Annotated in this window: 11 protein-coding genes; 6 read left to right on the top strand and 5 right to left on the bottom strand. The window is 42.8% G+C overall.

Translation table 11 applies throughout. The features are described 5' to 3' along the window. Nucleotide 1: 1 nt before the first annotated feature. Together CHU_RS10010 and CHU_RS10005 are read right to left on the bottom strand one after the other, a co-directional pair. A complete protein-coding gene (locus CHU_RS10010) occupies nt 2-1,066 on the bottom strand; it encodes a gliding motility-associated C-terminal domain-containing protein (protein WP_011585427.1) in 1,065 nt (354 codons plus the stop codon). 50 nt (nt 1,067-1,116) lie between these two features. Beyond that, nucleotides 1,117-1,689 carry an RNA polymerase sigma factor gene (locus CHU_RS10005; RefSeq protein WP_011585426.1) on the bottom strand — a complete coding sequence of 191 codons (573 nt, stop codon included), beginning with the start codon at nt 1,687-1,689 and terminating at the stop codon, nt 1,117-1,119. 104 nt (nt 1,690-1,793) lie between these two features. On the opposite strand from CHU_RS10005, the gene CHU_RS10000 reads away from it, so the two are divergent. From CHU_RS10000 to CHU_RS09970, 6 genes are all read left to right on the top strand, one after another. Further along, a complete protein-coding gene (locus tag CHU_RS10000; RefSeq protein ID WP_143144187.1) occupies nt 1,794-2,696 on the top strand; it encodes a type IX secretion system membrane protein PorP/SprF in 903 nt (300 codons plus the stop codon). Nucleotides 2,697-2,963: 267 nt separating this feature from the next. Beyond that, nucleotides 2,964-7,388, top strand: coding sequence for a sugar-binding protein (locus CHU_RS09995; RefSeq protein WP_011585424.1), 4,425 nt, complete (start codon nt 2,964-2,966; stop codon nt 7,386-7,388). Nucleotides 7,389-7,451: 63 nt separating this feature from the next. Further along, nucleotides 7,452-11,195, top strand: coding sequence for a sugar-binding protein (locus CHU_RS19200; RefSeq protein ID WP_011585423.1), 3,744 nt, complete (start codon nt 7,452-7,454; stop codon nt 11,193-11,195). A 234-nt stretch (nt 11,196-11,429) separates the two neighbouring features. Continuing rightward, nucleotides 11,430-15,083 carry a sugar-binding protein gene (locus CHU_RS09985; RefSeq protein ID WP_011585422.1) on the top strand — a complete coding sequence of 1,218 codons (3,654 nt, stop codon included), beginning with the start codon at nt 11,430-11,432 and terminating at the stop codon, nt 15,081-15,083. A 241-nt stretch (nt 15,084-15,324) separates the two neighbouring features. After that, a complete protein-coding gene (locus tag CHU_RS19195; protein ID WP_011585421.1) occupies nt 15,325-20,082 on the top strand; it encodes a sugar-binding protein in 4,758 nt (1,585 codons plus the stop codon). Nucleotides 20,083-20,262: 180 nt separating this feature from the next. Continuing rightward, a complete protein-coding gene (locus CHU_RS09970) occupies nt 20,263-23,346 on the top strand; it encodes a sugar-binding protein (RefSeq protein ID WP_081428661.1) in 3,084 nt (1,027 codons plus the stop codon). A 31-nt stretch (nt 23,347-23,377) separates the two neighbouring features. Here the strand turns inward: CHU_RS09970 and CHU_RS09965 are convergent, their stop codons facing one another. The 3 genes from CHU_RS09965 to CHU_RS09955 all read right to left on the bottom strand — a co-directional run bounded on the left by CHU_RS09965 (nt 23,378) and on the right by CHU_RS09955 (nt 25,162). Further along, nucleotides 23,378-24,115, bottom strand: coding sequence for a lycopene cyclase domain-containing protein (locus tag CHU_RS09965; RefSeq protein ID WP_041932323.1), 738 nt, complete (start codon nt 24,113-24,115; stop codon nt 23,378-23,380). Then, complete coding sequence (locus CHU_RS09960; protein WP_011585418.1) at nt 24,105-24,572, bottom strand: sterol desaturase family protein; 468 nt, start codon at nt 24,570-24,572, stop codon at nt 24,105-24,107. Before CHU_RS09960 ends, CHU_RS09965 begins: the two co-directional genes overlap by 11 nt. Nucleotides 24,573-24,661: 89 nt before the next feature. Next, nucleotides 24,662-25,162, bottom strand: a complete 501-nt coding sequence (locus CHU_RS09955; RefSeq protein ID WP_011585417.1) for a hypothetical protein — start codon at nt 25,160-25,162, stop codon at nt 24,662-24,664.

Genomic DNA, 25,162 nt, shown 5'->3' with positions numbered 1-25,162 from the left:
TTTATCTGACAATTGTTAATTCTACTTTTTCTTTTCGTCCATCCGAGTAATTAATGAATGCAATATAAATACCAACAGGCACTGTTGTTCCTTGATTGCTGGTTCCGTTCCATTCTTCATTTCCGGATCCGAATGTATTGCTATATATATCTTTTCCGGATTTATCAAAGATAGTAAATGTTCCCGATGCGCCGGTTTCATAATTTAAAATCCATTTTTCATTGTAATCCGGATTAAAGCTATATGATTCATTCATAGCACACCATTTTTCGGCTATTGAAACCTTTTTCTTATATATACATTCTTTGCCATAAGTAACCAGAATTTCATGCACTCCTGAGGGCATATTGGTAAACGTTGCTTTTGATCCTGAAGTGCTTTGAATATCGACCTGGTATGTATACGAATATGCCCCGTCTGAAATAATATGGATGCTGCCTGTTTCTTTTTGTTTGCACGAAGCCTCCGTATTTATTTTAAATAACTTGTCACAGGCGATTTTAGTATCTGTTTCGGGTGGTACAATATTTTTAATACTTTGGTCAGAATCATTTTTTTGAAGCGTATTTCCGGAATCTGCAGGTTTTATTTTTTCAACCTGTTGCACATTGTTATCTGCAGGTAAGATTAAATTCTGTTTAGATGGAACATCTTTTTGTGTAGAATCTATTTTACCTGGTATTGTAAGCGGTTGTTGCTGATATGATTTCTTTGCATCAACGGCTTTCTCTGAGGTTACAGAACCGTTGTTTGCCTGAATAGCACGCTGTTTATTTTTTACACGATCTTGTTTGACAGATTTGTTGTCTGTATTGTTGACAAAAACGTATGTTGTTATTCCGGATAGTAATACCAGGGAAGCAATAGAAATGTACGAGGCTTTTTTCCAGTTAAAGGAAGGTTTGTATTTAATATTTTTAATGTCCTTACCAATGGTGTTTTTTAGTTCAGCCAATGATGCATAATAGATTGCTTCATTGGTAAGCCGTACTTCATTGACTTTGGCCGACAATGTTTCATCCAGAGCAAGTCTTTCTTCAAAAGCAAAACGCTCTTCTTCCGACATAACCCTGTTAAGGTAGTTGTCAATGGTGTCTAATAGTTCGTCTTGCGGGTTCAATTCTTTAAAAAGGTTAATGCTTCTTTATTATCAGAAACTATTTTTGTAAAATATTTTTTGCAGCGGTAATGTTGATTTTTAGCAACCTTCTCATCTTTAAATCCCATGAGTTCTGCAATTTCCTTCATGCTTTTTTTATCAAATACAACGAAAGATAATATCTTTTTACAGTTATCTTCCAGTTTATTAAACAGAAAATGAAACGTATTTAATTGTTCGTCTTTGATCAAATCATTTAAATGGTCTGTTTCATCACTAATATCAAAACCAATAAAAGATGCTTTAATTACTTTTTGTTTTTTTCGTGCAATGTCAATCCATGAGTTTTTAGCAACCCGGAACAAAAATCCATCCAGATCATATTCTTCATTGTATTTTCCATTTTTAACGTATTGAAATAAAACAATGATCGCATCCTGAAAGACATCATCGGCATCATCCAACGTACCTGAATTCATCAAAATAAACTTTCGTATTTTTCTGAGCGGGTCTTTGTATAAATATTTTAACGCCTCATTATTTTTTCCTGTACGGATGCATTCAATAATGATTTTTGAATTATCTTTCATTGTTTAAGCTACGTAATACATAAAAAAAAGTCAGCACTTATTATTTTAAATATTATATTTAACGACTATAAATCTTAAACTTTACTTTTCTTATACTATTATAGATGACTAAAATCTTGAAAAGCAGTATGCGTTTTAAGCCTGTAATCGGGATTGTTTTTTTATTGCTGGGTAAGACATTTTGCAGTCAGGCTCAGCTTAATACAACACTTTTCGAAGAATTTAGTCAAACAATCATTAATCCATATTTAATAAATCCGGCGGCATCTGATACTTCTTATGTATTCAAAGTACGTATTAATGCGATAGATGAATTGGGTTTGATTAAATACGTAAACAGATATTATTTGGATATGGATAAACGGATTGGAACCTCCCGGGCAAATTCGTATCATTTTATAGGTTTGGAAGCTTCAAACTCGAAAATGGGTCAATATATATATAGAAGCAGGTGTCAGTTTCGATACTCCTGGTACACTCAGGTAAGTGCGAAGGCTGCATTGTCGGCAGGCATTTCAATTGGGTTTATCAATTATGCGTTTCTTACTACACAAGGTGGTACAGGAGGTTCAGACTTTGGTCCGGATGGAATGCTTGGAATACATTATATCCGGCAGAATACGGTAATCGGTTTTGGAGTACAGCAATTATTCGCTCCTGTATTGATTCCGGTGAATCAATCTTTTAAACTGAACAGGTTATATAATATTGATGTTTCACAACGCTTCAGAGTTGCGCCACGCATTAAATTAACAACATACGGAGTCATTCAGTTTTCCGGCAATGACAATTTTTCCTATAGTTTAGGCTTAATGAGCGATGTTGCAGATCATGTTATACTAGGAGTGAATAATTTTTCACTGAAAAAAACGTCATTTAATTTTGGTGTGCAGCATGTACTCATTTATGGAACTGAGCTGTCTATTGTAACAACATACAGCATTTACCACAGTGTTTTTCCTACGCCAAACAGTACATTGGAATTATTTATGGCACTTCAGTTATAAATTTATTTTGAAACACGTTACATCTTTTTGCGTATTAGCCTCCTTTTTATTCTAAATCCTTATTCAACGTAAAATTCAATGCTGTTTTAAATTTTTATACGCTATATAAAATGTATTTATATGCGAATTTGACCGATAAAAGCATATTTTAACAGTTCTTGCACTTTTATAACAATTTCTTACATTTTACTGATGACTTTTTTTGAATGCTCACGTAGCCTGTAGTCTTTTTTCGAAAAAGGGCCAGTTAACCAAAATAAAGTCCGTATGGGAAATTTTCTACGAAGCTCAATTAGTCAGCAGAATTTTAAATCACTTATTGATGTATTCATAAAAGCCAGAGTGCTCCTTTGTCTTTCAATACTTCTATTTTATGGAAACAATGTGATTGCTCAACTTTCAAATCAACCAGGTACGAATGGCATCCAAACCTATGTGAATCCCATTCTTCCCGGTGATCATCCGGATCAGACATTGATGCGCGTGGGTGCTAATTTTTATTCTACCGGTTCTAATTTTCATTTTACACCGTATCTGCCGATTCTTCATTCAACAGATTTGATGCACTGGGAAGTAATTGCACGTGTAATTCCGCCAACATCCAGCATTCCTAATAATGATACACCTTCCGGAGGTACCTGGCAAGGGGCCTTAGCTCAATTTAATAATAAGTTTTGGGTATATTTTTCGAATAACGCAGGTGGCGGACAATATTTCTGTAACGCAACAAACATGGCTGGTCCATGGTCTGCACCGGTAAAAGTAAATACAAATACAGGCGTGTATGGCTATGACAACTCTATTTTTGTGGATGATGACGGAACTCCTTATATGCTGTTGAAAAACGGACAGGATCTGAATGGTCTTCAAAAATTAGGTATGGATGGACAACCATCCGGACAAGCTTTGAACATGAACTGGATCAATGCAAATGGCCATCCATACAGCTGGGCAGAAGGCCCGGTGATGTGTAAACGCAATGGACGCTATTATATGTTTGTAGCTGGTAACGTAACAGGCGGACAATATGTATTGAGTTCTGCAAAACTTTCGAATGTAGAATCCGATTGGACGCGACATGGTAATTTCTGGCAAACTTCAACAGGTTCCGGTGGTTTTACAGGTCCCAACCATGTTACACAACCCATAAAATTAGACGACGGAACATGGTGGTGCCTTTCGCATGCCTACGATAACGGAGGCTGGGAAGGACAAGGCAGACAAAGTCATCTGCACCAGGTTATATGGGATGGAAATGGCGTGCCTAAAGGCGTTCCGGTAAGTGTTAATCCGGTACAGGGGCCAAATCTGCCAAGCAGTAATATTGATTATGAATTCATCCGGTCTGATTATTTTGAATCTACAACATTAAGTTTGAATTGGCATTTTTTAAGTAAGGTCTATGCCAATGCATCTAAATATAGTTTAAGCGAACGCCCGGGCTATATGCGTCTAAAACCGGGAAGCGGCTACACCCATCTATTACAAAAAGATAAAGGGAAATATTATTCATTAACTACAAAGGTAGATCTGAATGCTACTGCCAATGGGCAACAAGCAGGTATCCGAATGACCAGCGGTAATGACGATGTCACCTTTACATTATATACAGGCTATAACAACGGTAAAAAAATTGGCATGGCGTTTCAAGGCGTAACAACTGAAGTTAACAATGCCATTGGTACTACGGTATGGCTGCGCGTAGAGCGTGCCCTGCATATACTGACATGTTACTACAGCGCAGATGGTTTAGTGTGGACACAGCTAGGAACAAAGGATGTATCTAATATGGATAAATCACAAACCGATTATAATAAATGGGTGGGTACTTCTGTAGGTCTTTATGCATCTGCTGCATCTGCTGATTTCGATCAGTTTTCATACCGGTATGGTTTTGTACCGGTTCGTGTAGAAGGAAGAAACAACTGGTATGGTGTAACATTTGCAACCAGAACACCTGGTCGCGTAGTAACAAATAGTACATCCGGAGATTGGCTTATGCTGGCTGGCGTTGACTTAGGTTCGGGCAGCAGAGTTACTACAGGTATTGAAATAAATGCATCTTCAGCAAATAGCAATGGAAGCCTTGAAGTATGGCTCGATAACATTGGTGGTACAGGAACAAAAGTATCCACAATAACGATTCCGAATACAGGAGGTAATGATGTATGGACGAATGTAACGGGAAGTTTTAATTCTTCGGGTCAACATGATGTGTATTTAAGATGGGTTGGCGGTGCAAATAGTTTCAGTGTGAATACCATCCGTTTTTTATCCGGAGCAGCGGTGCCCGTTCCGGTAGTAACGCTTACAGCACCTGTAAATAATACAGTGTATACGGAAGGTGATAATATAACGATCAATGCCACGGCAACGATCACAAGCGGGAGCATTTCCAAAGTAGAATTTTATAACGGAACAACGTTGTTGGGTACAGATGCAAGTTCACCATACAGCTATACAATCACAGCAGCAGCAGCAGGAACATATCCGGTCACTGCCAAAGCAACGAGTGCAGCCAATGCAGTAACAACGAGCACGGCAATAAACATTCAGGTAGCAAAACCTATTTACCAGACCGGTTCTGCACCCACAATCGATGGAACCGTTGACGGCTTGTGGAGCAATTTTCCATCCACAGGTATCACAAAAAACAATACCGGTACGATCAGCTCAGGTACAGATCTGTCGGGTAACTGGAAAGCGATGTGGGATGCGTCTAATCTGTATGTGCTTGTTCAGGTAACCGATGATGTGAAGCGCAACGATGGTGGAACGGATGTGTACAACGACGATGGCGTTGAAGTATACATTGATCTGGGCAATACCAAAGCAACGACATACGGCACCAACGACCAGCAGTACACGTTCCGCTGGAACGATGTTACAGCGGCCTACGAGATCAACGGACATCCGGTAACAGGAATAACCAAAGGCATCAGCAATACAGCAACCGGTTATATTGTGGAGGTGAGCATCCCTTGGTCTACCATTGGCGGCACGGCTTCATTAAATTCATTCCAGGGCTTTGAAGTCATGATCAATGATGACGATGACGGAGGAGCAAGAGAAGGTAAGCTTGCCTGGGTTGCGTCTACAGATGATACGTGGAGCAATCCGGCTTTAATGGGAACAGTTGTATTAAAAGGATTGAATTGTACGGTACCGGCAGCAGCGATAACGGCAAGCACGGCAACCACATTCTGCTCCGGAGGCAGTGTAGTATTGAATGCAGGTACAGGCACCGGATACAGCTATGTATGGAAGAACGGTACAGCAACAATAGCAGGAGCGACAAATTCAGGTTATACAGCCACCGCATCGGGCAGTTATACGGTAACAGTAACAAACCCGGGCGGCTGTTCAGCAACCTCAGCAGGGACTACGGTGACGGTAAATGCCTTACCGGTTTTAACGCAGTATGCACAGGTAGATGGCGGAACCTGGAACCAGGTATCAGGCGCAACGGTGTGTGCTGGCTCTTCGGTTGTACTGGGGCCTCAGCCGACAGTAAATACAGGCTGGAGCTGGACAGGTCCGAACGGTTACAGTGCATCGACCAGAGAGATTACGTTAACTGGAGTTACACCAACACAAGGAGGTATTTATACGGCAAGTTATACAGATGGAAATACGTGTAAATCAACTTCTGTATTTACGTTAACGGTAACTGCACTGCCGGCCGCAGCGATTACGACAAGTACACCGACAACATTCTGCGCAGGCGGCAGCACAACACTGACAGCAAGTTCAGGTGCATCCTACAAATGGCTGAACGGCACGGTCGCAATCACAGGAGCAACTGCACAGACCTATACCGCAACAGCCGCGGGAAGCTATACCGTTGAGGTAACGAATGCGGGTAACTGCAAAGCTACTTCAGCAGCAGCAGTAGTAACAGTAACTGCACTGCCAACTGCTACAATCACAGCAACTGGTTCAACAACGATTCCTCAGGGCGGAAGTGTAGTATTACAGGCGAATGCAGGTTCAGCTTTGACCTACAAATGGTTCAACGGCACGGTCGCAATCACAGGAGCAACAGCACAGACCTATACCGCAACAGCGGCGGGAAGCTATACGGTTGAAGTAACAAATGCGGGTAACTGCAAAGCAACTTCAGCAGCAGCAACGGTAAGCGTGGTTGCAAATCAGCCATCGGTTATTACAATTACTTCACCGGCACCGAATGCTGCAGTAACAGGAGCGATTGATATTTCGGTGAATATCACAGATGCGGATGGGAATATAACCCTTGTAGAGTTTTTAGCAGGCGATGATGTAATCGGCACAGCAGCAGCAGCGCCGTATACGTACACATGGGACACTCCAACGGCAGGATCTCATACGATTACGGTTCGAGTAACAGACAGTAACGGAGGCGTCACAACTTCGGCACCGGTAACAGTTACATCGGAATCCATCACAACAGGCGTGCAGGCATTGAATACATTGAATGCAGCTGTATATCCGAATCCATCAAACGGCATCGTATTTATTGATACAGATGCAGACTTATCAGATGCAAGCTTTACACTGATAGATGTGTTGGGTAAAGAAGGAACTGTTTCTTCAACAGCAACCGGAAACGGAGCGATGATAGATGTGAGCAGTCTGGCGGGTGGCACTTATGTGCTGATTATCAAACAGGATCATTCAATTCTGAGAAAGAAAATTACAGTAATCAAGTAGACTTCATTGTTTCGATTGCTAATAGAATATTAATAAAAGAGGAATTAATTAACGACCAATACTATGAAACAACATCTTCTAAAAACAATTGGCCTGATCTGCCTGCTGTGCATATTTCAAACCGGGCAAGCGCAGATTGGTAAATGCAAAGGTAAATACTTAGGAAACATCATTGCCGGTAACGTGCCGAGTACGTATACAACCTATTGGAATCAGGTGACTTCCGAAAATGCTTCTAAATGGGGATCTGTAGAGGGGACTAAGGGGCAATATAACTTTGGAGGTTCTGATATCTGTTATAACTGGGCAAAAAATAACAATGGCATATTTAAATATCACACCCTTATTTGGGGAGCGCAAACTCCTGGTTGGGTATCAAATACGAATACAAGTGCTGCAACTATACAAGCTGCTATTGATCCATACTTTAAAGCTGTAAGAGACCATTACGCGGCTATGGGAGGTTTGAAAATGATCGATGTATTAAATGAACCTGTCAATACTCCTATGCCAGCCAATTTGAAAGCAGCACTTACAGCAGGATACAAAGCTGAACCAGCTAATGCAGGTGATTTGAATAATCAATATGGATGGGCAATATGGTGCTTTCAATTAGCGAGAAAACATTTTCCGGATGCCGTATTGTTAATCAATGAATATAACATTGAAATGAATTGGAATAACTGCAGAGCACCTTATATAGCCATGTCAATAGCTATAAAGAATGCACCAAATCTTACAGATGGTAAGAAAAATTTAATTGACGGAGTAGGGTTGCAGGCACACGGCATTAATAATTTAACAGCTGCTAACTTCAAGGCTTGTATAGACGAAATCTGGAACAAAACCGGCCTGCCTATTCATATTACAGAATTTGATCAGACAGCTGATCCAAATGAAGCGAAACAACAGGCTGTTTATTCAACGTTGATTCCGGTTGCATGGGAACATCCGCATGTTGCAGGTATTACATTCTGGGGATATATTCAGGGGCAAACCTGGATTGGAGGAAACAAACAAACAGGCGCCAGCGGTACGGATTCAGGAATCATTTATGCAAACGGAACCGAACGTCCGGCTATGACCTGGCTGAAACAATATTTCGCTTCTCAGGCGAGTTTATCCTGCTGTCCGGCTCCAGGGCCTTTCGCGTCGTGTAACAATACCAATCCTTCGCCGGTAGTATCGCTTACCGCGCCTACAAACAATACAGTTTATACAGAAGGTGATAATATAACGATCAATGCCACGGCAACGATCACAAGCGGGAGCATTTCCAAAGTAGAATTTTATAACGGAACAACGTTGTTGGGTACAGATGCAAGTTCACCATACAGCTATACAATCACAGCTGCAGCAGCAGGTACCTATCCGGTCACTGCCAAAGCAACGAGTGCAGCCAATGCAGTAACAACGAGCACGGCAATAAACATTCAGGTAGCAAAACCTATTTACCAGACCGGTTCTGCACCCACAATCGATGGAACCGTTGACGGCTTATGGAGCAATTTTCCATCCACAGGTATCACAAAAAACAATACCGGTACGATCAGCTCAGGTACAGATCTGTCGGGTAACTGGAAAGCGATGTGGGATGCGTCTAATCTGTATGTATTGGTTCAGGTAACCGATGATGTGAAGCGCAACGATGGGGGAACGGATGTATACAACGACGATGGCGTTGAAGTATACATTGATCTGGGCAACACCAAAGCAACGACATACGGCACCAACGACCAGCAGTACACGTTCCGCTGGAACGATGTTACAGCGGCCTATGAGATCAACGGACATCCGGTAACAGGAATAACCAAAGGCATCAGCAATACAGCAACCGGTTATATTGTGGAGGTGAGCATCCCTTGGTCTACCATTGGCGGTACGGCTTCATTAAATTCATTCCAGGGCTTTGAAGTCATGATCAATGATGACGATGACGGAGGAGCAAGAGAAGGTAAGCTTGCCTGGGTTGCGTCTACAGATGATACGTGGAGCAATCCGGCTTTAATGGGAACAGTTGTATTAAAAGGATTGAATTGTACGGTACCGGCAGCAGCGATAACGGCAAGCACGGCAACCACATTCTGCTCCGGAGGCAGTGTAGTATTGAATGCAGGTACAGGCACCGGATACAGCTATGTATGGAAGAACGGTACAGCAGTAATCACAGGAGCGACAGGATCTTCTTATACAGCCACCGCATCGGGCAGTTATACGGTAACAGTAACAAACCCGGGCGGCTGTTCAGCAACCTCAGCAGGGACTACGGTGACGGTAAATGCCTTACCGGTTTTAACGCAGTATGCACAGGTAGATGGCGGAACCTGGAACCAGGTATCAGGCGCAACGGTGTGTGCTGGCTCTTCGGTTGTACTGGGGCCTCAGCCGACAGTAAATACAGGCTGGAGCTGGACAGGTCCGAACGGTTACAGTGCATCGACCAGAGAGATTACGTTAACTGGAGTTACACCAACACAAGGAGGTATTTATACGGCAAGTTATACAGATGGAAATACGTGTAAATCAACTTCTGTATTTACGTTAACGGTAACTGCACTGCCGGCCGCAGCGATTACGACAAGTACACCGACAACATTCTGCGCAGGCGGCAGCACAACACTGACAGCAAGTTCAGGTGCATCCTACAAATGGCTGAACGGCACGGTCGCAATCACAGGAGCAACTGCACAGACCTATACCGCAACAGCCGCGGGAAGCTATACGGTTGAAGTAACGAATGCGGGTAACTGCAAAGCAAGCTCAGCAGCAACAGTAGTAACAGTAACTGCACTACCGGCCGCAGCGATTACGACAAGTACACCGACAACATTCTGCGCAGGCGGCAGCACAACACTGACAGCAGGTTCAGGTGCATCCTACAAATGGATGAACGGCACGGTCGCAATCACAGGAGCAACCGCACAGACCTATACCGCAACAGCCGCCGGAAGCTATACCGTTGAAGTAACGAATGCGGGTAACTGCAAAGCTACTTCAGCAGCAACAGTAGTAACAGTAACTGCACTGCCAACTGCTACAATCACAGCAACTGGTTCAACAACGATTCCTCAGGGCGGAAGTGTAGTATTACAGGCGAATGCAGGTTCAGCTTTGACCTACAAATGGTTCAACGGCACGGTCGCAATCACAGGAGCAACCGCACAGAGCTATACAGCAACGAACGCGGGAAGCTATACGGTTGAAGTAACAAATGCGGGTAACTGCAAAGCAAGGTCAGCAGCAGCAACAGTAAGCGTGGTTGCAAATCAGCCATCTGTTATTACAATTACTTCACCGGCACCGAATGCTGCAGTAACAGGAGCGATCGATATTTCGGTGAATATCACAGATGCGGATGGTAGCATAACCCTTGTAGAGTTTTTAGCAGGCGATGATGTAATCGGCACAGCAGCAGCAGCGCCGTATACGTACACATGGGACACTCCAACGGCAGGTTCTCATACAATTACGGTTCGGGTAACAGACAGTAACGGAGGAGTCACAACTTCTGGACCGGTAACAGTTACATCGGAATCCATCACAACAGGCGTGCAGGCATTGAATACATTGAATGCAGCTGTATATCCGAATCCATCAAACGGCATCGTATTTATTGATACAGATGCAGACTTATCAGATGCAAGCTTTACACTGATAGATGTGTTGGGTAAAGAAGGAACTGTTTCTTCAACAGCAACCGGCAACGGAGCGATGATAGATGTAAGCAGTCTGGCGGGTGGCACTTATGTGCTGATCGTTAAAAAAGATACTTCAGTGATTCGGAAAAAAATCACTGTAATCCGGTAATACCAATTTTTAGTTTTATTCCAGTTTGAATCAAAAGGGGGCGAAATATTTTTGCCCCCTTTTTGATTGTGTTTTATGAGATGGGTAATACGCTCCGTGCTTCAGTGATTTTTATAAACATTTTCATATTAAGTGGTGACTTTTTAATATCTATTCCGTAGCCTGTTGCATTTTGATGAAACGTATTATCTGTTTTTACTATTCAATTAAAACTGTCTTGAAATAATTATACGTATGAAAAAATTATTTACTGTTTTATTTTATTTAAGCACGTGTCTGGTATGGGCACAAACTTCCACCGTTAATTTAACATCCGAAAAACAATACATCCGGGGATTTGGAGGTATCAATCACCCGGAATGGGCTGGAGACATGACAGCGGTACAACGTACTACTGCATTTGGCAATGGTGCCGGTGAGATGGGATTAACCGTACTCCGGATTTTTGTTAATGATGATAAAACCCAATGGAATAAAGCACTGGCGACAGCGTTGCGTGCGCAGCAATTAGGAGCTACCATATTTGCAACGCCATGGAATCCGCCTGCAAGTATGTGTGAAACGATAACACGTAATAACAGACAGGAAAAAAGATTAAAGCCCGGTAGTTATAGTGCGTATGCACAACATCTTATTGATTTTAATAATTATATGAAAAACAATGGCGTCAATTTGTATGCGATGTCATTTGCCAACGAACCGGATTGGGGATTTGATTGGACCTGGTATAGTGCTGATGAAGTGTATAATTTTACTAAAAATATTGCCGGAACATTACGCGTAAATGGAATTAAAGTAATCACGGCAGAATCGTTTTCATATAATAAATCCTATTATGATAAAGTATTGAATGACCCGACAGCTTTATCAAATATTGATATTATCGGATGTCATTTATATGGTAGTGATGCAAATTCTCCGGTTTCGGTTTTTAATTACCCGTTAGCAGATTCAAAAGCACCCACAAAAGAACGTTGGATGACCGAGCATTATACCAACAGTGATGCGAATTCTTCCGATCTATGGCCGTCTGCGAACGATGTGTCGTATGAAATTTACAGGTGTATGGTGGAAGGCCAAATGAGTGTATACACCTGGTGGTATATACGCAGGCAGTATGGCCCTATGAATGAAAACGGAACAATCAGCAAACGCGGTTATTGCATGGCGCAATATTCTAAGTTTATCCGTCCGGGTTACAAACGGGTTGATGCTACTAAAAATCCTGCTACAGGAGTATATATTTCTGCCTACAAAAAAGGAGATGATGTAGTGGTGGTTGCTATTAATAGAAGCACCTCTTCACAAACAATTACACTTTCTGTTCCCGGAACAAAAGTTACTACCTGGGAAAAATATGTAACATCGGGCAGTAAAAGTTTAGCTAAAGAAGCGAATATAAATTCAAGCACCGGCTCTTTTCAAATTACCCTTGATCCTCAAAGTACAACTTCATTTGTAGGTACTGCTCCGGTTATTACCACTCCTTCGCCGGTAGTATCGCTTACCGCACCTGTAAACAATACAGTTTATACAGAAGGTGATAATATAACGATCAATGCCACGGCAACGATCACAAGCGGGAGCATTTCCAAAGTAGAATTTTATAACGGAACAACGTTGTTAGGTACAGATGCAAGTTCACCATACAGCTATACAATCACAGCAGCAGCAGCAGGAACATATCCGGTCACTGCCAAAGCAACGAGTGCAGCCAATGCAGTAACAACGAGCACGGCAATAAACATTCAGGTAGCAAAACCTATTTACCAGACCGGTTCTGCACCCACAATCGATGGAACCGTTGACGGCTTGTGGAGCAATTTTCCATCCACAGGTATCACAAAAAACAATACCGGTACGATCAGCTCAGGTACAGATCTGTCGGGTAACTGGAAAGCGATGTGGGATGCGTCTAATCTGTATGTGCTTGTTCAGGTAACCGATGATGTGAAGCGCAACGATGGTGGAACGGATGTGTACAACGACGATGGCGTTGAAGTATACATTGATCTGGGCAATACCAAAGCAACGACATACGGCACCAACGACCAGCAGTACACGTTCCGCTGGAACGATGTTACAGCGGCCTACGAGATCAACGGACATCCGGTAACAGGAATAACCAAAGGCATCAGCAATACAGCAACCGGTTATATTGTGGAGGTGAGCATCCCGTGGAGCACCATTGGCGGCACTGCTTCATTAAATTCATTCCAGGGCTTTGAAGTCATGATCAATGATGACGATGACGGAGGAGCAAGAGAAGGTAAGCTTGCCTGGGTTGCGTCTACAGATGATACGTGGAGCAATCCGGCTTTAATGGGAACAGTTGTATTAAAAGGATTGAATTGTACGGTACCGGCAGCAGCGATAACAGCAAGCACGGCAACCACATTCTGCTCCGGAGGCAGTGTAGTATTGAATGCAGGTACAGGCACCGGATACAGCTATGTATGGAAGAACGGAGCAGCAACAATAGCAGGAGCGACAAATTCAGGTTATACAGCCACCGCATCCGGCAGTTATACGGTAACAGTAACAAACCCGGGCGGCTGTTCAGCAACCTCAGCAGGGACTACGGTGACGGTAAATGCCTTACCGGTTTTAACGCAGTATGCGCAGGTAGATGGCGGAACCTGGAATCAGGTATCAGGCGCAACGGTGTGTGCTGGCTCTTCGGTTGTACTGGGTCCTCAGCCGACAGTAAATACAGGCTGGAGCTGGACAGGTCCGAACGGTTACAGTGCATCGGCCAGAGAGCTTAGGCTTACATCAGTACAAACAAATCAGGGCGGTGTTTATACGGCAAGTTATACAGATGGAAATACGTGTAAATCAACTTCTGTATTTACGTTAACGGTAACTGCACTACCGGCCGCAGCGATTACGACAAGTACACCGACAACATTCTGCGCAGGCGGCAGCACAACACTGACAGCAGGTTCAGGTGCATCCTACAAATGGATGAACGGCACGGTCGCAATCACAGGAGCAACCGCACAGACCTATACCGCAACAGCCGCCGGAAGCTATACGGTTGAAGTAACGAATGCGGGTAACTGCAAAGCTACTTCAGCAGCAACAGTAGTAACAGTAACTGCACTGCCAACTGCTACAATCACAGCAACTGGTTCAACAACGATTCCTCAGGGCGGAAGTGTAGCATTACAGGCGAATGCAGGTTCAGCTTTGACCTACAAATGGTTCAACGGCACGGTCGCAATCACAGGAGCAACCGCACAGACCTATACCGCAACGACCGCGGGAAGCTATACGGTTGAAGTAACAAATGCGGGTAACTGCAAAGCAACTTCAGCAGCAGCAACGGTAAGCGTGGTTGCAAATCAGCCATCTGTTATTACAATTACTTCACCGGCACCGAATGCTGCAGTAACAGGAGCGATCGATATTTCGGTGAATATCACAGATGCGGATGGTAGCATAACCCTTGTAGAGTTTTTAGCAGGCGATGATGTAATCGGCACAGCAGCAGCAGCGCCGTATACGTACACATGGGACACTCCAACGGCAGGATCTCATACGATTACGGTTCGGGTAACAGACAGTAACGGAGGCGTCACAACTTCGGCACCGGTAACAGTTACATCGGAATCCATCACAACAGGCGTGCAGGCATTGAATACATTGAATGCAGCTGTATATCCGAATCCATCAAACGGCATCGTATTTATTGATACAGATGCAGACTTATCAGATGCAAGCTTTACACTGATAGATGTGTTGGGTAAAGAAGGAACTGTTTTTTCAACAGCAACCGGCAACGGAGCGATGATAGATGTGAGCAGTCTGGCGGGTGGCACTTATGTGCTGATCGTTAAAAAAGATACTTCAGTGATTCGGAAAAAAATCACTGTAATCCGGTAATACCAATTTTTAGTTTTATTCCAGTTTGAATCAAAAGGGGGGCGAAATATTTTTTGCCCCCCTTTTTGATTGTGTTTTATGAGATGGGTAATACGCTCCGTGCTTCAGTGATTTTTATAAACATTTTCATATTAAGTGGTGACTTTTTAATATCTATTCCGTAGCCTGTTACATTTTGATGAAACGTATTATCTGTTTTTACTATCAATTATAACTGTCCTCAATATCAAATCAAGAACATATGAACGTAACGATATTTTCCAAAGTAATTTTCTTTTCTTGCGTTTTTTTCTTTTGCATCCAATCATATGCTCAAGATCCTAATTTTCATATTTACCTGACTTTCGGGCAATCTAATATGGAAGGAAACGGAGTAATAGAAGCGCAGGATCAAACCGCTGTAAATAGCAGGTTTCAGGTAATGGGTGCCGTAAATTGTACAGGTACAAAATCTTATACGACAGGAAAGTGGACAACAGCTACAGCACCTATTGTAAGATGTAACACAGGACTTGGGCCACTTGATTATTTTGGGCGCACAATGGTGTCAAACCTGCCGGCAAATATAAAAGTAGGTGTTGTACCTGTTGCGATAGGAGGTTGTGATATTGCCTTGTTTGATAAGGTCAATTATGGATCGTATGTTGCAACAGCTCCAAGCTGGATGATTGGTACAATAAATCAGTATGGCGGAAATCCGTATGCACGTCTGGTGGAAGTTGCAAAACTGGCACAGAAGGATGGAGTTATTAAGGGAATATTATTTCATCAGGGAGAAACAAACAACGGACAGCAGGATTGGCCGGCTAAAGTTAAGGCTATTTATGATAATCTGATTAAAGATCTTGGCTTAGATCCAGCTAAAACTCCATTTTTGGCTGGCGAATTAGTAACAACCGCACAAGGCGGCGCATGTGGCGGACATAATTCTATTATTGCAAAATTACCGAATGTGATTCCGAATGCTCATGTCGTTTCGGCCGCTGGTTTACCGCACAAGGGAGATAACTTACACTTCACTCCGGCATCTTATCGTACGTTTGGAGAACGTTATGCGCAACTGATGTTGACATTGCCTGCTTATTCGAATGCACAAACGGCGGCCACAAATCCAATCATCAATGCAGATGTTCCCGATATAGCTATCGTTAGAGTAGGGAATAATTACTACATGAGCAGTACAACCATGCACATGAATCCCGGTGTACCCATAATGAAGTCTACCGATTTAGTTAATTGGGATATTGTAAATTACTGCTACACCACATTGTCTACCTCTGACAGTTACAGCCTTGCGAATGGAAAGAATGAATATGGTCATGGTTCATGGGCAAGTAGCATTCGATATTTTAAAGGAATGTATTATGTTACGACATTTGCTAATACAGGCAGAACGTATATCTATAAAACAGCTAATATTGAAACCGGTCCGTGGACTGTTTCTACGTTAAATGCTTCCTACCACGATTGCAATCTTTTCTTTGATGACGATGATAGAGTGTATCTTATATATGGACAGGGAGATATTAAAATTATTGAATTAACTGCAGATGCTTCAGCGATTAAATCCGGAGGTACGAATAAAACATTAATTACAAATGCTGGTGCTGTAGCTGGCCCTATTGGCTTGAATGCAGAAGGGTCACAGGTATTGAAGCACAATGGGTATTACTATATTAATAATATTTGCTGGCCCAGCGGCGGTATGCGTACGCAGATTATTCATCGTTCTTCAACACTAACAGGTACGTATGAAAGTAAAGTGATCTTAAAAGATCAGGGAGTTGCACAAGGTTCTTTTATAGAAACGCCAGCTGGTAAATGGTATGCCTATTTATTTAAAGATGGAGGAGCCAGAGGCAGGGTTCCATATCTTGTTCCGATGACATGGACAAATGACTGGCCTGTTCTGAGTGCAGTGCCAGCTACACTTGATATTCCTCAGGGAACAGGAGGTATGCATAATATTGTTTCCTCCGATGAATTTTCACAAGCGGCTCCTCTTAAACTTGCGTGGCAATGGAACCACAATCCACAAAATAACTATTGGTCATTAACACAAAAAAGCGGCTATCTGCGGCTCACCAATGAGCGTACAGATCCGAACGTGCTGATGACAACGAATACACTAACGCAGCGAACATTTGGACCCCAGTGTTCGGGCTATACGGTAATAGATGTTTCCGGCATGAAGGATGGTGATTATGCTGGTTTAGTAGCTTTACAAAAACAGTATGGTTACGTAGGTGTTAAAATGACTGGTACAACAAAGTCTATTGTAATGGTCAATGGAAATGATGTTACGGGAACACCTGCTCAAGTTGCAAGTGTTCCTTTAAATCAAAACATCATATATCTTCGGATTGATATGGATTACAGGAATCAGACAGACAAAGCTTATTTCTATTATAGTCTGAATGGTACCACCTGGCAATCCATTGGCAGTACACTTCAAATGTCTTATACCATTCCGCAATTTATTGGTTATCGGTATGGGTTATTTACTTATGCGAGTGTTTCAGCCGGTGGATATGCTGATTTTGATTTTTTTAGAATTGGATCAACGATTACGGAGGCATCGACGGTTATTACCACTCCTTCGCCGGTAGTATCGCTTACCGCACCTGTAAACAATACAGTTTATACGGAAGGTGATAATATAACGATCAATGCCACGGCAACGATCACAAGCGGGAGCATTTCCAAAGTAGAATTTTATAACGGAACAACGTTGTTAGGTACAGATGCAAGTTCACCATACAGCTATACAATCACAGCTGCAGCAGCAGGTACCTATCCGGTCACTGCCAAAGCAACGAGTGCAGCCAATGCAGTAACAACGAGCACGGCAATAAACATTCAGGTAGCAAAACCTATTTACCAGACCGGTTCTGCACCCACAATCGATGGAACCGTTGACGGCTTGTGGAGCAATTTTCCATCCACAGGTATCACAAAAAACAATACCGGTACGATCAGCTCAGGTACAGATCTGTCGGGTAACTGGAAAGCGATGTGGGATGCGTCTAATCTGTATGTGCTTGTTCAGGTAACCGATGATGTGAAGCGCAACGATGGTGGAACGGATGTGTACAACGACGATGGCGTTGAAGTATACATTGATCTGGGCAATACCAAAGCAACGACATACGGCACCAACGACCAGCAGTACACGTTCCGCTGGAACGATGTTACAGCGGCCTACGAGATCAACGGACATCCGGTAACAGGAATAACCAAAGGCATCAGCAATACAGCAACCGGTTATATTGTGGAGGTGAGCATCCCGTGGAGCACCATTGGCGGCACTGCTTCATTAAATTCATTCCAGGGCTTTGAAGTCATGATCAATGATGACGATGACGGAGGAGCAAGAGAAGGTAAGCTTGCCTGGGTTGCGTCTACAGATGATACGTGGAGCAATCCGGCTTTAATGGGAACAGTTGTATTAAAAGGATTGAATTGTACGGTACCGGCAGCAGCGATAACAGCAAGCACGGCAACCACATTCTGCTCCGGAGGCAGTGTAGTATTGAATGCAGGTACAGGCACCGGATACAGCTATGTATGGAAGAACGGAGCAGCAACAATAGCAGGAGCGACAAATTCAGGTTATACAGCCACCGCATCCGGCAGTTATACGGTAACAGTAACAAACCCGGGCGGCTGTTCAGCAACCTCAGCAGGGACTACGGTGACGGTAAATGCCTTACCGGTTTTAACGCAGTATGCACAGGTAGATGGCGGAACCTGGAACCAGGTATCAGGCGCAACGGTGTGTGCTGGCTCTTCGGTTGTACTGGGTCCTCAGCCGACAGTAAATACAGGCTGGAGCTGGACAGGTCCGAACGGTTACAGTGCATCGGCCAGAGAGCTTAGGCTTACATCAGTACAAACAAATCAGGGCGGTGTTTATACGGCAAGTTATACAGATGGAAATACGTGTAAATCAACTTCTGTATTTACGTTAACGGTAACTGCACTACCGGCCGCAGCGATTACGACAAGTACACCGACAACATTCTGCGCAGGCGGCAGCACAACACTGACAGCAGGTTCAGGTGCATCCTACAAATGGATGAACGGCACGGTCGCAATCACAGGAGCAACCGCACAGACCTATACCGCAACAGCCGCCGGAAGCTATACGGTTGAAGTAACGAATGCGGGTAACTGCAAAGCTACTTCAGCAGCAACAGTAGTAACAGTAACTGCACTGCCAACTGCTACAATCACAGCAACTGGTTCAACAACGATTCCTCAGGGCGGAAGTGTAGCATTACAGGCGAATGCAGGTTCAGCTTTGACCTACAAATGGTTCAACGGCACGGTCGCAATCACAGGAGCAACCGCACAGACCTATACCGCAACGACCGCGGGAAGCTATACGGTTGAAGTAACAAATGCGGGTAACTGCAAAGCAACTTCAGCAGCAGCAACGGTAAGCGTGGTTGCAAATCAGCCATCTGTTATTACAATTACTTCACCGGCACCGAATGCTGCAGTAACAGGAGCGATCGACATTTCGGTGAATATCACAGATGCGGATGGTAGTATAACCCTTGTAGAGTTTTTAGCAGGCGATGATGTAATCGGCACAGCAGCAGCAGCGCCGTATACGTACACATGGGACACTCCAACGGCAGGATCTCATACAATTACGGTTCGGGTAACAGACAGTAACGGAGGCGTCACAACTTCTGGACCGGTAACAGTTACATCGGAATCCATCACAACAGGCGTGCAGGTATTGAATACATTAAATGCAGCTGTATATCCGAATCCATCAAACGGCATCGTATTTATTGATACAGATGCAGACTTATCAGATGCAAGCTTTACACTGATAGATGTGTTGGGTAAAGAAGGAACTGTTTTTTCAACAGCAACCGGCAACGGAGCGATGATAGATGTAAGCAGTCTGGCGGGTGGCACTTATGTGTTGATTATCAAACAGGATCATTCAATTCTGAGAAAGAAAATTACAGTGATAAAATAATATATGCTGTTTGGTTTGGGCCGAATAGCATATATTATTTTATACATGAGAACTAAAGTATATGGAGTTGAAACGCATTTACTGTTCATAGGATATGCCTGCCAGATAATAGCATTTACTGGGCGATTATATAATCGATTTATTCAATACACATAAAAAAATCAAATAAACAGCTGGAAAATGAAAGAGTGTATATTAGTAAAAATATTGGTGCTGCTTTTGCGCAAAAGAGCAGTAGAGTCTATTGTTAGAATCATGAACAAGTACGTTGTTCTATTCAAGTATGCGTTTGCAGGAATCCATTATCATGTTACATTTTTAATGATATGTTTATGGATGCTTTCGTTTCATTCTATGGCACAATTAACAACAATTACTGTAGGGAATGCTACTCGAAGTATGTTGGTATATGCACCTGCAGGAATTCAGCAGAACAGACCTTTACTGATTTCTATGCATGGTTTAAATCAAGATCCGAATTATCAAAAGTCACAAACAAAATGGGAACTCGTAGCTGATACTGCGAAGTTTATTGTTGTATATCCTGCAGGTATTAATAATTCATGGGATTTGTCAGGTAATACGGATACTGATTTTATTTTGAAAATCATTGATGCTATGTATACCAGTTATGGGATTGATCGTTCCCGGGTATATCTATCCGGCTTTTCAATGGGAGGTATGATGACTTATGTAGCAGCAACTAAAATTGCTGACAAAATTGCCGCATTCGCACCTGTTTCAGGATATCCATTATCTTCAAGTAATTTTAATAGTTCACGTGTTGTTCCGTTTATTCATATTCATGGTGATGCTGACAATGTTGTTATTTATGATAATAAGCTTTTGACTTATTTACAAGGTTGGAGAACTAAAAATGGATGTTCTTCAACAGCGGTAGTTACTAAACCATATCCATCAAATATTTCTAATTCAGTTGCTACTAAGAGCTCCTGGACGAATTGTGGTTGCGGTACTGAATTTGTTCTGATGACCCTGGCTGGAAAAGGCCACTGGCATTCTTTAGATGCTACTTTTAATTCAACGGTCGAGATATGGAATTTCGTAAGAAAATATAAAAATACGTGTGGTAATGTAGGACCGGTAGTATCGCTTACAGCACCTGTAAATAATACAGTTTATACGGAAGGTGATAATATAACGATCAATGCCACGGCAACGATCACAAGCGGGAGCATTTCCAAAGTAGAATTTTATAACGGAACAACGTTGTTAGGTACAGATGCAAGTTCACCATACAGCTATACAATCACAGCTGCAGCAGCAGGAACATATCCGATCACTGCCAAAGCAACGAGTGCAGCCAATGCAGTAACAACGAGCACGGCAATAAACATTCAGGTAGCAAAACCTATTTACCAGACCGGTTCTGCACCCACAATCGATGGAACCGTTGACGGCTTGTGGAGCAGTTTTCCATCCACAGGTATCACAAAAAATAATACCGGTACGATCAGCTCAGGTACAGATCTGTCGGGTAACTGGAAAGCGATGTGGGATGCGTCTAATCTGTATGTATTGGTTCAGGTAACCGATGATGTGAAGCGCAACGATGGGGGAACGGATGTATACAACGACGATGGCGTTGAAGTATACATTGATCTGGGCAACACCAAAGCAACGACATACGGCACCAACGACCAGCAGTACACGTTCCGCTGGAACGATGTTACAGCGGCCTATGAGATCAACGGACATCCGGTAACAGGAATAACCAAAGGCATCAGCAATACAGCAACCGGTTATATTGTGGAGGTGAGCATCCCGTGGAGCACCATTGGCGGCACTGCTTCATTAAATTCATTCCAGGGCTTTGAAGTCATGATCAATGATGACGATGACGGAGGAGCAAGAGAAGGTAAGCTTGCCTGGGTTGCGTCTACAGATGATACGTGGAGCAATCCGGCTTTAATGGGAACAGTTGTATTAAAAGGATTGAATTGTACGGTACCGGCAGCAGCGATAACAGCAAGCACGGCAACCACATTCTGCTCCGGAGGCAGTGTAGTATTGAATGCAGGTACAGGCACCGGATACAGCTATGTATGGAAGAACGGTACAGCAACAATAGCAGGAGCGACAAATTCAGGTTATACAGCCACCGCATCGGGCAGTTATACGGTAACAGTAACAAACCCGGGCGGCTGTTCAGCAACCTCAGCAGGGACTACGGTGACGGTAAATGCCTTACCGGTTTTAACGCAGTATGCACAGGTAGATGGCGGAACCTGGAACCAGGTATCAGGCGCAACGGTGTGTGCTGGCTCTTCGGTTGTACTGGGTCCTCAGCCGACAGTAAATACAGGCTGGAGCTGGACAGGTCCGAACGGTTACAGTGCATCGACCAGAGAGATTACGTTAACTGGAGTTACACCAACACAGGGCGGTATTTATACGGCAAGTTATACAGATGGAAATATGTGTAAATCAACTTCTGCATTTACGTTAACAGTAACTGCACTGCCAACTGCTACAATCACAGCAACTGGTTCAACAACGATTCCTCAGGGCGGAAGTGTAGTATTACAGGCGAATGCAGGTTCAGCTTTGACCTACAAATGGTTCAACGGCACGGTCACAATCACAGGAGCAACCGCACAGACCTATACCGCAACGAACGCGGGAAGCTATACCGTTGAAGTAACAAATGCGGGTAACTGCAAAGCAACTTCAGCAGCAGCAACAGTAAGCGTGGTTGCAAATCAGCCATCTGTTATTACAATTACTTCACCGGCACCGAATGCTGCAGTAACAGGAGCGATCGATATTTCGGTGAATATCACAGATGCGGATGGTAGTATAACCCTTGTAGAGTTTTTAGCAGGCGATGATGTAATCGGCACAGCAGCAGCAGCGCCGTATACGTACACATGGGACACTCCAACGGCAGGATCTCATACGATTACGGTTCGAGTAACAGACAGTAACGGAGGCGTCACAACTTCTGGACCGGTAACAGTTACATCGGAATCCATCACAACAGGCGTGCAGGCATTGAATACATTGAATGCAGCTGTATATCCGAATCCATCAAACGGCATCGTATTTATTGATACAGATGCAGACTTATCAGATGCAAGTTTTACACTGATAGATGTGTTGGGTAAAGAAGGAACTGTTTCTTCAACAGCAACCGGCAACGGAGCGATGATAGATGTAAGCAGTCTGGCGGGTGGCACTTATATGCTTATCATACATAATGGCAATGCAACTCTTAGAAAGAAATTTAACGTTGTAAAATAAGATTCTATACGGCGTAAATTATATAACGTATTTAAACGGTTAGCTGATTATTTTCAGGAATTAATTCGCTAACCGTTTTTGCAGTAATTTTACGGTCAAAATATTCAAACAGCGCGGTGTTTAAAATAAGCATCAGCATGCCATAGAAAATATCCTCCACCGGTATAGTTCCCAAACGTATGCCGAGGTTTTTTGTGTTATCATACCAGACTACCGGATCCTCAAGCCAGGTGCCGGTAAGCAGTCCATTAACAATAAAAAAGGGAATTAATATAATCAGATAGGTGAAATAAAAATTTGGTATCCAGGGCAATTCAAATACAAATGTAAGCAACAGCAGTGTCAGAGCCAGTAGAATAAACGTAACGCTTGTATATATATGTGTCGGGTGCTGTATCCCTATACATAAAAGTAACATGACCATAAAAAGCGTAATTTCTTTATATGGAATGACCGTTCTATCGGGGTAAAATAATTTCAGGCAGTGATAGGTAAAGACGCTTGAAAATGGAATACACATGAAAAATAAAATTTCTTCTGCCGGAAGATTGCCTACGTGGATACCTGTAAGGTACTGCGGATTAAACCCCCATACACCAAGATGTGTATAATACATATCCCAGGCAATGAATAATACACTTACTATAAAATTAGCGAACCCAAAGGCAACCCATTTTTTATAAAACAGTAATTTTGGGTGAAAGCTAAAGATAAGCGGCACAACCAGCGATCCCAGGTCGATTGCCAGATAGGTGTAATTAGCGTACATTTTTTCTTGCTTCTTTAAAATATTTGAAAGGAACCAACAACATACCAAAGCATTCGCCGTCTTCTTTTTCCAGATGTTTGTGGTGTATTTTGTGTGCTTTCCGGATTGCTCTGAAATAAACAGAATCGGCATTCCGCAATACTTTGATGCGCTGATGTATAAACAGATCGTGGATAAAGAAATAGGACAGACCGTACGTGGTAATACCCACGGCGATCCAGAATGATACTGTAAAGTCTTTTATGCCAATGATAAATAAAATAATTGCAGGGGTGGCAAAAATGACAAAGAAGAAGTCATTGTGTTCAACCGGTGTTTCAGGATCCGGCTGGTGATGGTCTTTGTGCAGCTTCCAGAGAAATCCATGCATAATATATTTATGAGCGAACCAGGCAACAAATTCCATACTGAGAAATGTTACGAGGATGACTGCGGCAATAGCGATCCAATTATCCATATTATTTTTATTTGTATCTGTCTTTAATGTCTGGTTATACTTGTAGACTATATATAACCCGTTGAAATCATAGTTTGTTCCTACAGATATTACTTAAACGTTTTTTTTTCCTGTTCCGTACATATACCGGATTGAAGCATAAATTCTTTAATCCGTTTTTTTAAATCAAGATCTGTTTGTGCGGCATATGTTGATACAATAAATGCTTTATCTGTTTCAATTTGCCTGTTGTAGCCCAGAAAAGAAGGCGCATTTGTTTGAATACAGACTCTTATGAACTTAAGCTCAATATTGTGCGGATCATTTTTGATAGCAGCATCAAGCAGTGTTTTTCCATTATTGAAGTGGCTTAGCTTGGTAGATGGGTTATATACGTGCTTTGCTTCAATCATGTACGCGGCCGCAATATAGCCTTTAATGCATTCATTGGGAGATTGTATCGATTTCAGCGCTGCTTTCAATTTGTCGGCATCTTCTTTTGATACGGATGCCTTGTGATATAAATCACGGATCGTAACCATATTCCATTCTTCAGCCTGCGAACATACAGGTAATAGCAGAAATAGTATATAATTTATCAATCGTATCAT

Origin of the sequence: Cytophaga hutchinsonii ATCC 33406 (assembly GCF_000014145.1) — a bacterium.
GTDB classification, from domain to species: Bacteria; Bacteroidota; Bacteroidia; order Cytophagales; family Cytophagaceae; genus Cytophaga; species Cytophaga hutchinsonii.
This window is presented reverse-complemented; position numbering and strand designations above follow the sequence as displayed.